The organism is Fusobacterium sp. FSA-380-WT-3A, assembly GCF_012843705.1.
Taxonomy (GTDB): domain Bacteria; phylum Fusobacteriota; class Fusobacteriia; order Fusobacteriales; family Fusobacteriaceae; genus Fusobacterium_B.
The window spans coordinates 336,534-348,969 of the sequence record NZ_JABAFQ010000001.1 but is presented as its reverse complement, the minus strand read 5'-3'; the positions used below and the strand labels follow the sequence as shown (position 1 = coordinate 348,969).

10 protein-coding genes are annotated in these 12,436 nt (G+C 26.4%); all 10 read right to left on the bottom strand.

Features of this window, described 5'->3' with window-relative positions:
* Window positions 1-12: 12 nt before the first annotated feature.
* The 10 genes from HF862_RS01675 to ligA all read right to left on the bottom strand — a co-directional run bounded on the left by HF862_RS01675 (window position 13) and on the right by ligA (window position 12,272).
* Entirely contained in the window at window positions 13-789 is a 777-nt protein-coding gene (locus tag HF862_RS01675) for a formate/nitrite transporter family protein (RefSeq protein ID WP_170186178.1), read from the bottom strand.
* 157 nt (window positions 790-946) lie between these two features.
* Window positions 947-1,852, bottom strand: coding sequence for an Hsp33 family molecular chaperone HslO (hslO, locus tag HF862_RS01670; protein WP_170186177.1), 906 nt, complete (start codon window positions 1,850-1,852; stop codon window positions 947-949).
* A 9-nt stretch (window positions 1,853-1,861) separates the two neighbouring features.
* Entirely contained in the window at window positions 1,862-2,359 is a 498-nt protein-coding gene (locus HF862_RS01665) for a helix-hairpin-helix domain-containing protein (RefSeq protein ID WP_240934742.1), read from the bottom strand.
* 9 nt (window positions 2,360-2,368) lie between these two features.
* Window positions 2,369-3,769: a coproporphyrinogen III oxidase gene (locus HF862_RS01660; RefSeq protein WP_170186176.1), complete on the bottom strand. Its 1,401-nt coding sequence runs from the start codon at window positions 3,767-3,769 to the stop codon at window positions 2,369-2,371.
* A gap of 15 nt (window positions 3,770-3,784) precedes the next feature.
* A complete protein-coding gene (locus tag HF862_RS01655; RefSeq protein ID WP_170186175.1) occupies window positions 3,785-4,837 on the bottom strand; it encodes a type IV pilus twitching motility protein PilT in 1,053 nt (350 codons plus the stop codon).
* Between the two features lie 28 nt (window positions 4,838-4,865).
* On the bottom strand, window positions 4,866-5,672 hold the full coding sequence (locus tag HF862_RS01650; protein ID WP_170186174.1) for an undecaprenyl-diphosphate phosphatase: 807 nt from the start codon (window positions 5,670-5,672) through the stop codon (window positions 4,866-4,868).
* Between the two features lie 8 nt (window positions 5,673-5,680).
* On the bottom strand, window positions 5,681-6,676 hold the full coding sequence (gene rfaD, locus HF862_RS01645; RefSeq protein ID WP_170186173.1) for an ADP-glyceromanno-heptose 6-epimerase: 996 nt from the start codon (window positions 6,674-6,676) through the stop codon (window positions 5,681-5,683).
* A gap of 130 nt (window positions 6,677-6,806) precedes the next feature.
* Window positions 6,807-7,523, bottom strand: coding sequence for a hypothetical protein (locus tag HF862_RS01640; RefSeq protein WP_170186172.1), 717 nt, complete (start codon window positions 7,521-7,523; stop codon window positions 6,807-6,809).
* A 22-nt stretch (window positions 7,524-7,545) separates the two neighbouring features.
* The gene (gene secA / locus HF862_RS01635; protein ID WP_170186171.1) at window positions 7,546-10,188 is read right to left on the bottom strand and encodes a preprotein translocase subunit SecA; all 2,643 of its coding nucleotides are present in this window, start codon (window positions 10,186-10,188) and stop codon (window positions 7,546-7,548) included.
* A gap of 77 nt (window positions 10,189-10,265) precedes the next feature.
* Complete coding sequence (gene ligA / locus HF862_RS01630; RefSeq protein ID WP_170186170.1) at window positions 10,266-12,272, bottom strand: NAD-dependent DNA ligase LigA; 2,007 nt, start codon at window positions 12,270-12,272, stop codon at window positions 10,266-10,268.
* Between the last annotated feature and the right edge of the window lie 164 nt (window positions 12,273-12,436).

Below are 12,436 nucleotides of genomic sequence, written 5' to 3'. Positions count from 1 at the left end.
TCCCTTATCCTTTTATTTTCTATGAACATATAAATAATGAAAAACAATTGGGAAGAAAATTCCTCCTGATAAAAAATTTCCTACAGTAACAGGTAGAAAGTGACTTAATAAAACTTGTAAAAAATTTATATTTTCTGGAGAAATTAACTTTGCTATAGTTATAAAAAACATATTTGCTACAACATGTTGATAACCACTTATAACAAATAACATAATTGGAAACCAACAACCATAAATTTTTCCACTAGAATCTTTTGATGATGTAGATAACCAAATTCCAGCAATAACTAATATATTACATAAAAAACCACTTAATATACATTCATAAGTATTTAAACTTAATTTAGTCATTGCTATATTTATAGACGCAGCTTGCATAGGCAAAGTTTTAAAAATTCCAGCAAAATAACTTATAGAAGCTACAACTCCACCACCTATAAAATTTCCTATCCAAGTGATAGATAAATTTCTCACAACCTCTTTTAATCCAATTTCCTTGTTAATCAGATTTAAAATTATTAGTGAATTTCCTGTAAATAAAGTTCCTCCTAATAATAAACAAAGTAATAAACCAACAGGAAATATAGCTGCTCCTAAAAACTTTATCATAGTTTCATTTTGAGGATTAATATTTTGTAATATAGTAAGTTGTCCAATTCCAGCTAAAGAAATAAACATTCCTCCTAAAATTCCTGTTAGTAAAATTTTGTTTTTTTCCTCTTGAGCTCTTTTTAGATTAGTTCTTCCAATAACTTCAATAGCTTCTATTGGATTATAAAATGAGTACATTATCCCTCCTAAAATAACTTGATAAAAAAAACCGTTTGAGAAAAACCTCTCAAAACGGTTAATTTATCCTTGCACTGCAACAGGCTCATTTTAAGGGTCTTTCAGCAATGTTTTTTCATTTTAGTATGATACTATATTTTTTATATAATGTCAATTATTATTTATCTTCAAATAAATCTTTAAAATCTTCTTTAGTAAATTGATATTTCTTTTCACAGAATTGACATTGAGTTTCAATAACTCCATCAAGCTCTTCTAATAATGAAAGAATTTCTTTTTTACCTAAAGTTATAAGTCCTCTGTAATATTTATCTTTATTACAATCACAGTAATATGAAACTTCTCTCTCCTCTAATATTTCATAATCTTCTACAACTCTTTCTAATTTTTCATCAGACATATCTTCATATAGAAGTTTTACGATTCTTTCTAAGTCCATTCCACCTTCAAATAATTCTGTAACACTTCTAATTGCATCCATTTTTTCTATAATAGAAGCAATAAATTTTTTATCTGCTCCAGGAAATAATTGAATCATATATCCACCAGCAAATTTAACTGTTTTTTTATCTTCTGATAATTTTATTCCTAATTCCATTATAGTTGGAGTTTGCTCAGATGTTTCATAGTAATATTCCATATCTGATTTTATATCTCCCTTTTGAATTTCAGAAAGTCCCACATAAGGTTCTTTTAATCCCATATCTTTTATAACTCTAAGACTTCCTTTTCCAATTAGATTTTCTATATCAGGTTGCCCAGTAATAGCTTTTAATGGTAAATCTTTCTGTGGATTTGAAAGGTAACCTTTTATTTGCCCTTTAGCATTTGCAGTTACAACCATATTATTTACAGGACCATCTGTATGAGTTATAAGAGATAATAAATCATCTCCTTTTAAAGAAGCTCCCATTATAAGTCCAGCTGTTAAAAGTCTTCCAAAAGCTGCTATTGATGTAGGACTACAGTGGTGAATATCCAAAGCTTTTTGAACAACATCTGTAGAGTTTACAACAAAAAATCTAGCATTTTTACTAACTCCTCTTATTATTCTACTTTTCAATTTTTCCTCCTAAAATATATCATATTTAATTAAATCTTTGTATTTTTCATAATTTTTTTGTGAAATAAGTTTCTTTAACTGAATATTTCCATCTATTCTTCTATTTTCTTCTCTGTATTTCAATATAGATTTTATTTCTTTTTTAGAAAATCCATAATAAACAAGAGTTGTTTCATCTGCTTTATTTATCTCTAAAGGATTTATTTGATAATTTTCTTTGATAAAAAAATATTTTTCTAATTTTTCACAAGTTTTTTTACCAATTCCATTAATTCTATCTAATTCCTCAATAGATTCTATTCCTCCTTTTATATCTCTAAAATTTATTATTTTAGAAACATAACTAGGAGCAACACCAGCTTTAAGCATCTCTTCTTGAGTAACTTTATTAATATCCAATTTTCCAAAATTATTATCACTATAAATTACTTTGTATTCTGTTTCTAATGAAAAACTTAGAAAACTCATAATAAAAAATATCATAGAAAAAATTATCTTTTTTATCATAATTTCCTCCTACAAACTTGAGAAAAATTCCTCTTTTTGTTTCATTCTATCTTTCATTTCACAAATATACATATATGGGTCTTTTGGATTAATATATCTTTCAATAGATACTCTAGTTTCATCTATGTATTTAACTTTTTTACTTATGGCTCCTCCACCTAGTGCAATGGTAGATTGATTTTCTTCTATCATTTCAATATTGAATATAGATTCTTTTCCTTCAACAGAGTATCCTACATTTTCTCCCCAATTCATACTATTTTTCTGCCTATAAAGATAATAAGGATTCATATTTTTTTCTTCTATAACTTCTTTTATCTTTTCTTCTATTTTTTGACTTTCTATTTCTGTTATTTTATATTTATCCTTTATTAAATTAGAACCATTTTTTACTGCTAAGAAATGTATAGTTAGATTATCAATAGGATATTTTCTAACCTCATCAAAAGTTCTTAATATATCCTCAATATTTTCTCCAGGAAGTCCAATTATAAAGTCCATATTAACCACAAAGCCAAGTTTTTTAATTTCTGCAAACATTTCATCAAAATGTTTTTTATCAAAATTTCTATTTAAATTTTTTAAAATATTTTCATTAAAAGTTTGAGGGTTAAGACTTATTCTATCTACTCCCAATTTTTTTAAAATCTGTAATTTTTCTTTATTAAGAGTATCTTCTCTTCCAGCTTCAAAGGTGAATTCTCTAAGATGAGTTAAATCAATATTTTTATAAAGAGCTTCAATAACTCTTACTAAATCTTTTTCAGTTAAAATACTAGGAGTACCACCACCAAAATAAAGAGATTCTATTTTAGAATTTTTATTTTTTAGAATCTCTCCAGTTAATTTTATTTCTTCTATTAGTGTATCTACAAATTCATTGTAAAAATTTCCTAGTTTACTATTAATTTCATAAGATGCGAAAGAACAATATTTACATCTAGTAGGACAATATGGAATTCCAACATACATATTTATACTATTAGGGTTTAAATATTCATTTTCTTTTTTTACTACATCTAAAAGCAATTTTCTCTTTTCAGGAAAAACAAAATAAAGTTTATCTAAAATTACATCAATTTCTTCATAAGAATATCCCATGACTAAATATCTTCTGATGAGTTTAGTAGGTCTAACACCTACTAAAGCTCCCCATGGATAAACTTTATCAAATAATAAAAGCATTCCAGCTTTTAACATAACAGTTTTTTGGTCAACCATTTTATCAGTATAATTTTTTAAAGTAAATATTTTTTTTCTACCATTAGCAGATAATTCAATAGATATTTTTTCTTTAGTTTCCTCTAAAGTTTTAGCTTTTAATATATCTATATCTACATCTGGTAATAAAACTTTTTTAAAATCCTGTACAGTATTTTCTTTTACTGTAAAATCTAACTCTATTTTCATTTATCTCCTAAAATATTAAAACTTTCTTAAAGATTTTATCTCTTTTTCAAATTGCTCAGGTGTTAATTTTTTTCCTCTATATAATTCCTTTATAGATTCTTGCTTATTTAATATTCCTTTTCTTCCACTAACATCTAAGAAAGAAGAAATCTGTGAAATTTTACCAGTTTTTATAAGATTTTGAATACCACTGTTTGTATACATTATCTCACAAATAGGTACTTTTATTTTTTCCTCTCCATCAACACCCTCTGTAAATTCTTGATGTATAACTCCAATTAAATTAGAAGCTACAAGTCTTTGAATATAATCTTTTCTATCTTCATTGAACATACCAATAATTTTATCAATAGAATCAATTATACCATTAGAATGTAAAGTAGCTAATACAATGTGACCAGTCTCAGCAGCAAGTAAAGCCATCTCAATACTTTCAGTATCTTTTAATTCTCCTAACATTATTACATCAGCATTTTGGCGAAGTGCTGATTTGATTCCATCAGTGTATGATTTTACATCTCTACCAACTTCTCTTTGTCTTATGATACTTTTTTGATTTTTATAAATATATTCAATAGGATCTTCTATAGTTATAATATTATAAGCTTTTTCCCTATTATATTTTTCAATCATAGCTGCTACAGTACTAGTTTTTCCACTACTACTTTTTCCACATACTACAATAAGTCCATTTGTATCTTCATAAAAATCATTTATTTTAGCACTTAAATTTAATTCTTCTAATGCTAAAGGCTCTTTGTTAACTATTCTAATAGCAAAAGCTAAATTTTCTCTTTCATAAAATATATTTATCCTACAATTTCCACCTAAATCTTTGAAAGAAAAATCTAATTCTTTCTTTTTATTTAAGATTTCCTTTTCTTTATCTGTTAATATTTCAGAAACAAGAATTTCTAAATTTTCTTTTCTTACAGGGGGATATTCTTCAAATCTGTATAATCTGTCATTTACCCTAAAAACAGGGAAGTCATCTACTATTAAATGTATATCGGTTACTTTATATGTCCTTCCTTTAGCAATCATTTCTAAAAAAGTTGCTTTATTCATAGAATCTCCTTTCATAAAAACTTTTATATTAGTTTAAAAATAATAAAACTAATATTCCTAAAACTATTCTATAAATTCCAAATAATTTAAAAGTTCTAGTTTTTATATATCCCATAAACCATTTTATAATTCCAAATGCAACTATAAAAGAAATAAAAAATCCTATTCCTAATAATTGCCATTCAAGAGGAGTAAAGTTTACTCCATTTTTTATTAACTTTAAAAGTGTAGCTCCTATCATAGTTGGTATAGCTAAGAAAAATGAAAATTCAGCAGCTACTCCTTTACTTAAACCTAATAATAAAGAACCTATTATAGTAGCTCCAGAACGTGAAGTTCCTGGAATCATAGCAAGACATTGAAAAAAACCAATTATAATTGCCAAAGAATAGGGAATGTTTTTTATGTTGTCAATTACTTTAACTCTTTTTATTTTATCTTCTATAAAACAAAATATTATTCCATAGATAATTAAAGTTGTAGCAACTATTTTAGTATTTCCTAAAAAGAATTCTGTTATATAATCATCAAATAAAAGTCCCAATATTGCTGCTGGTAAAACTCCTACAATAATTTTACTCCAAAGATTTAGTCTTTCTACAAAGATTTCTTTACTTTTTACAAATGGATGTATATCTTTCCAAAAATATAAAACAACTGATAAAATTGCTCCTAGTTGAACTATAATGAGAAAATTATCCATAAAACCTTTTGTAACATAAGGACTGTTAATAAAATTTTCTACTAAAATCATATGTCCTGTACTACTTACAGGTAAAAATTCTGTAATTCCTTCTACTATTCCAAGTATAACAACTAATAAGTATGGATTCATCATTCCTCCTATAGATAAGAATCTTCTTTAGCTAGATAATTTACTACATAATCATAAACTCCCTCTTCTAAAGAATGGAATTTTTTTGTATATCCAGCTCTTTTTAATTTATTCATCTCAGCTTTTGTATAATATTGATATTTTCCTCTTAAGTCTTCAGGCATAGGAACATATTCAATCACATCTTTTTCATTTAATTTTTTTCCAGCAGCAGCTTCCATAGTAGCCATAGATAAGTCTCTAAAGCTTCTAGCTTCTCCTGTACCTAAATTATATACTCCTGATTCAACTTTTTCAGTTAAAAAGAAATATAAAACATCAACAACATCTTTTATATAAACAAAATCTCTTAATTGCCCTCCATCTTCAAATCCCTCTTTATGTGATTTGAAAAGTTTTACTCCACCATTTGCTTTATATTGATTGAAAGTATGGAAAACCATTGATGCCATTCTTCCTTTATGATATTCTTGTGGACCATAAACATTAAAGAATTTACAGCTTATCCATTGTTTTGGAGTTTTAATTTGTTTAAATGACCAATCATCAAATATTTTTTTAGAATATCCATACTTATTTAAAGGCATTAGTTTCTTAAATTCTTCTACAGTTATATCATCATTATATCCTAATTCTCCAGCTCCATAAGTAGCAGCAGAAGAAGCATTTACAAAATTAATATTTTGTTTAGAGCAAAATTCCCAAAGTTTTTTTGTGTAACCATAGTTGTTACTCATTAAATAATCTCCATCTTTTTCAGTTGTAGCTGAACAAGCTCCTAAATGAACAACTCCTGTGATTTTGTTTGCATTTTCTGGAATAGATAACCAATCAAAAAGATTATCCCTATCAACCCAGTCAGCATAATCTCTTTTTCTTAAATTTAGCCATTTATCTTCTGTTCTCATTTTGTCCACAGCAATGATGTCATTTATTCCCATTTCATTTAGTTTCCATATAAATGCACTACCAATAAATCCTGCAGCTCCTGTAACTATAATCATTTATTCTCCTCCTAAATATTTTTATATATTAATTATATGTTTATACTAGATTTTACCATTTTTTATCAAATTTTAAAAGTCATTTATAGATTTTTTATAAAAAAAGGCGTCATTTAAGACGCCAAATTTTCTAATCTTTCCATCTATCCAATGGAGATAAATAATCAGGATAAGCTATATATAAAGCTTTAGCATTGATATTGTTAAGTTCTTTTTTGCTTAAAACATCTGATTTAGATTTTTCTACAATATATTCTAATCTACTAGAAATTTCTGCTCCATACCAACTTCTTTCATCAAAGAATTCTTTTCTTTTTATAAAATTATTTAATAATTTTCTTAATTTTTTTACATCTTTTTCATTTAAATCATCTTTTTTAGAAAAAGCTACTATTTGTTCCCATTCTTCTTCAGTAGCAACTCTAGATGATATATGGTTTGAAGGATTTGCCATTCTTAAACGAGATTCGTTAACCATTTTATCAACTAAAGCTTTTGGATTTTTTATATTTGTATCTTCTAAAAAGAATTTTCTATCTATTTTTGAAGGATATTTATCTAATAATTTTGTAAATTTTTCAATTTCTTCTTCATTAAATTCATTTTTAGTATTTAATGTACTTAAAAATTGGAAATCTTTTTCAGACATTTTTCCAGTTTTTCTTAAGTAATAAATAGGGTCTTCATTACCATATTCATCTGGAATATAAGCACTATCTACAACAATTTTTGCAATAGTTTTATCCCAATTTTTTATCTCTTCGTTAGTAATAGTTTTAGGTTCTTTTTTTAATGAACTACAAGCTCCAAGAACTAAAAGAGATGCAACTATTAAAATTTTTTTCATAATTATCACCATACCTTTTTATTTATCTACCACAACATTTTTTATAAGGTTTTCCACTTCCACAAGAGCAAGGAGCATCTGGATTATCAGGTCCTCCAACATTTACTTCATCTTTTTCTTCTATTATGTTAGTTTCTTCTGTTTCAACCTCTTCTGGAGTTCTTACCATTACTTTAAACATATATGAAGTTGTTTCAGTTTTTATTGTTTCTAACATTTTTCCATATAATTCACCAGAAAGTAATTTATATTCTACAATAGGGTCTCTTTGACCATAAGACCTTAAGTATATACCTTCTCTTAATCCATCTAATGCTTTTAAATGTTCTCTCCATCTGTTATCAACAACTTCTAATAAAACATATTTTTCAATTTGTCTCATTAAATCTGAACCAATTTCTTCTTCCTTAGCTTTATATTTTTCAGCAATAATGCTAGATAACTTTTCAGCATATTCTTCTATTCCATAAGATTTATAATCTTCTAAATCTTCAATTATATAATCATATTTTTCTTCTAAGAATTCAGAAAGTCCTTTTACATCCCATTCTTCTTTAAATTCTCCAACAAATCTTTCTATAACTGCAGAATGAATAGTACCACTTAACATTGAAATTATAGTTTCTTTTAAATCATCTTTAGAAAGAGCTTCATTTCTACTAGCATATATTGCTTCTCTTTGTTTATTCATAACATCATCAAATTCAAGTAATGATTTTCTGATTCCAAAGTTTCTAGACTCAACTTTCTTTTGAGCATTTTCAATAGCTTTAGTAATCATTCTATGTGTTATTGGTTCACCTTTAGGAATTCCTAATCTTTCCATAACAGATTTAACTCTGTCAGAACCAAATAATTTCATTAAGTCATCTTCTAATGATAAATAGAATTGAGATTCTCCAGGGTCTCCTTGTCTTCCAGAACGCCCTCTTAATTGATTATCAATTCTTCTAGACTCATGTCTTTCAGTTCCAAGGATAAATAATCCACCTAATTCTCTTACTTTTTCTTTTTCCTCTTCACATTGTACTTTATATTTTTCTAATAATTGAGTATATTCTTCTGAAGAATTAGCTTCTTTTTTAGCCATAAATTCTGGATTTCCTCCAAGCATTATGTCAGTTCCTCTTCCAGCCATATTTGTAGCAATAGTAACAGCTTTATATCTTCCAGCTTGAGCAACTATTTCAGCTTCTTTTTCATGGAATTTAGCGTTTAATACATTGTGAGGAATATTTAATTTTTTCAATTCATTTGATAATAATTCAGAACCTTGAATAGTTATAGTACCAACTAATACAGGTTGTCCTTTTGTATAAAGTTCTTTTATTTTTTCAACAATAGCTTCTATTTTTTCTTCATGAGTTTTATAGATTATATCACCATTGTCTTTTCTGATAACAGGTTTATTTGTAGGGATAACTACAACTTCTAATCCATAAATAAATACAAATTCAGGAGCTTCAGTTTCAGCTGTACCTGTCATACCAGATAATTTTTCATACATTCTAAAGTAGTTTTGTAAAGTGATAGAAGCCAAAGTTTGGTTTTCACCAGCTATTTTAACTCCCTCTTTTGCTTCAATAGCTTGATGTAATCCATCAGAATATCTTCTTCCTTCTAAAGCTCTTCCTGTGAATTCATCTATAATTATAACTTCATTTTCTCTTATTAAATAATCTTTATCTCTTTCAAATAATTCTTTTGCTTTTAAACATTGCATTAAATAGTGAGTTAACTCTATTGTTTCTGGTGCATATAAGTTTTCTATATTAAGCATTTTTTCAACTTTTTTAACACCTTTTTCTGTAAGAACAATATTTTTTGCTTTTTCATCTACTTCATAATCTTTCCATACTTCATCAGGAATATTCATTTCTTTTTTCTTTTTAATATCTGTTATTTTTTCTGTTTCTCTACTTCTCTCTAAGTAAGTAGCTACAGTATAGAAAGTTTTATAAAGTTTTGCAGTATTTTCAGCTGCCCCAGATATAATTAATGGAGTTCTAGCCTCGTCAATTAAAATTGAGTCAACCTCGTCAACTATACAATAATTTAAAGGTCTTTGTACTTTATCTTCTAATTTTTTAACCATATTATCTCTTAAATAGTCAAAACCAAATTCAGAGTTAGTACCATAAGTAATATCACATAAGTATGCTTCTTTTCTTTCATCATTTAACATCCCATTTAATATAACTCCAGTAGTAAGTCCCAAAAATTCATAAACTCTACCCATTTGTTCCTTATCTCTTTTTGCAAGGTAGTCGTTTACAGTGATAATATGAACTCCTTTTCCAGTAAGAGCATTTAAATATACAGGAGCTGTAGCAACTAATGTTTTTCCTTCCCCTGTTTTCATCTCTGTAATTTTTCCTTCATGAAGTACAATTCCTCCAATTAATTGTACATCATAATGTCTCATTCCTAAAACTCTTATAGATGCTTCTCTAACTACAGCAAAAGCTTCTACTAATATATCATCTAAAGTTTCTCCCTTAGATAATCTTTCTTTAAATTCAACTGTTTTAGCTTTTAATTCTTCATCAGATAATTTTGAAATTTCTGGTTCTAAGGCATTGATTTCTTTTACTTTTTTTTGTATTCTTTTTACTTCTCTGTCATTTTTAGTACCAAAAATCATTTTTAGTAAACTACTTATCATTTCATTCCTCTCCATATCTTCATTTTTTATACACTTTAATATATCATACTATTAAACAATAGTCAAATAACACTTAATTATTTATTATTTACAATCTCAAAAAACTCTTCTTCAGTTATGATTTTAACAGTTCCTAACTCAGTAGCTTTAGCCAATTTACTACCAGCATTTTCTCCAACTATTAAATAATCTAAATTTTTACTTACAGCAGATAAGTTTTTTCCACCAAATTTTTCAATTTCCTCTTTTATTCCATTTCTAGTAAATTTTACAAGTTTTCCTGTAACTAAAAATGTTTTTCCTTCAAAAACCTTCTTCTCTACCTTAGACTGATTTCCTAAAGAAAAGTTTAATCCATATTCTTTTAATTTATTAATTATCTCTATATTCTTTTCATTTTTAAAGAAATTAATAATTGAATCAGCAACTTTATCACCAACTCCATTTATACTTAAAAGTTCCTCTTTTGTCATATTTATAAGAGTATCTATATCTTTACTCACTTCAGCTAAAAGATTTCCCATAAATTTTCCAACCTCTGGAATTCCTAATGAGTATAAAACTTTTGAATAATCTCTGGTTTTACTTTCTTCAATAGAATTTAAAAGATTTTCTACACTTTTTTTACCCATTTTTTCAAGTTTTTCTATCTCTTCTTTATGAGTATAAAGCATATAAATATCTGTTATATCATTTAAATATCCCAAATCAATAAATCTTTCAACTATTTTTTGACCAAGCCCAACTATATTCATTCCATCTCTTGAAACAAAATATTCAAATTTTCCTTGAACTTTGGCAGGACAATTATGATTAGAACATTTTAAATCAACTAAACCCTCTTCTTTTTCTAATAAAGAATCACATACAGGGCAATTAGTTGGAGCAGTAATTATTTTTTCACTACCATCTCTTAATTTTTTTATAGATTTTACAACTTGTGGTATTATTTCAGCTGCTTTTTCTATAAAGACCTTATCTCCAATCCTTATGTCTTTTCTTTTTATTTCATCAAAATTATGTAAACTTGCTCTTTTTATACGGCTTCCTGAAACTTCTACTTCTTCTAATTCAGCAACTGGAGTTATTTTTCCTGTTCTTCCTACTTGCCATGTAATATCTAGAAGTTTAGTAGATACTTGTTTTGCAGGAAATTTATAAGCTATTGCCCATCTAGGACTTTTAGTTGTATTTCCTAATACATCCCAATATTCAATCTCATTAACTTTTAAAACCATTCCATCAGTTTCATAATCTAATTTTTCTCTAGCATCTTTCCAGTATTCTATTCTTTCATCAATTTCTTTTGAAGTAGATAATACTTCAGCAATTTTTGTAGTTTTTAATCCTAATTTTTCAAGAAAATCAAAAGCTTCTTTATGAGTTTTAATACCATATTGTTCTCCATTAACTACAAAGTAGAAATAACAATCTAAACCTCTTTCTTTTACAATTTTTGAATCTAATTGACGAAGAGTACCACTTGCAGCATTTCTAGGATTTGCAAATATTTCTTCTCCTTGAGCTAATTTTTTTTCATTTATTTCTAAAAATTTACTTATAGGTAAAACTATCTCTCCTCTTACTTCAATATTAATTTTTTCTTTTAAAGTTTTAGGAATACTAGAGATTTCCATTATATTTTCTGTAACATCTTCTCCAATAATTCCATCTCCTCTTGTAACTCCCTGTACAAGTTTTCCATTTTTATAAGTTATACTTATAGATAAACCATCTAATTTTACTTCTAAAACATAAGTAGGTTTTTTATTATTTTCTAAAAGCTTATCTACTCTATTTATAAAATCTTCTATTTCTCCAATGTTATAGCTATTTGATAAACTTAACATTTTTTCTTTATGAGTAACTTTAGCAAATTTTGTATTTTTTACACTTGCTCCAACATTTATAGTAGGAGAATCAAACATTTTAAATTGAGGATTTTTACCTTCAAGTTCCTCTAATTCTTTTAAAAGCTTATCAAATTCAACATCAGAAATAAGACTTTCATTTTGATTATAGTAGTAATCACTATATTTTTTTATTAACTCTTTTAACTCTTGTATTCTTTTTTCTTTTTTCATAGTTCCATCCCTAAATTTAAAAATAATATATTTAATTATATCATAAATTATTAAAATAAAAAAAGTGACTGTTGCAAATTCTTTGTTATAAAAATAAAATATGTTTTCACAAAATATTTTTAATTATGAAAATTTTATTTGTTTTTAACAGTTTAATAAAATGC

Bases quoted from the DNA above. Each gene is read 5' to 3' on its own strand.
- HF862_RS01675 (WP_170186178.1), bottom strand. From the start codon at position 789: ATGTACTCATTTTATAATCCAATAGAAGCTATTGAAGTTATTGGAAGA.
- HF862_RS01665 (WP_240934742.1), bottom strand. From the start codon at position 2,359: ATGATAAAAAAGATAATTTTTTCTATGATATTTTTTATTATGAGTTTT.
- HF862_RS01660 (WP_170186176.1), bottom strand. From the start codon at position 3,769: ATGAAAATAGAGTTAGATTTTACAGTAAAAGAAAATACTGTACAGGAT.
- HF862_RS01655 (WP_170186175.1), bottom strand. From the start codon at position 4,837: ATGAATAAAGCAACTTTTTTAGAAATGATTGCTAAAGGAAGGACATAT.
- HF862_RS01650 (WP_170186174.1), bottom strand. From the start codon at position 5,672: ATGAATCCATACTTATTAGTTGTTATACTTGGAATAGTAGAAGGAATT.
- rfaD (WP_170186173.1), bottom strand. From the start codon at position 6,676: ATGATTATAGTTACAGGAGCTGCAGGATTTATTGGTAGTGCATTTATA.
- HF862_RS01640 (WP_170186172.1), bottom strand. From the start codon at position 7,523: ATGAAAAAAATTTTAATAGTTGCATCTCTTTTAGTTCTTGGAGCTTGT.
- secA (WP_170186171.1), bottom strand. From the start codon at position 10,188: ATGATAAGTAGTTTACTAAAAATGATTTTTGGTACTAAAAATGACAGA.
- ligA (WP_170186170.1), bottom strand. From the start codon at position 12,272: ATGAAAAAAGAAAAAAGAATACAAGAGTTAAAAGAGTTAATAAAAAAA.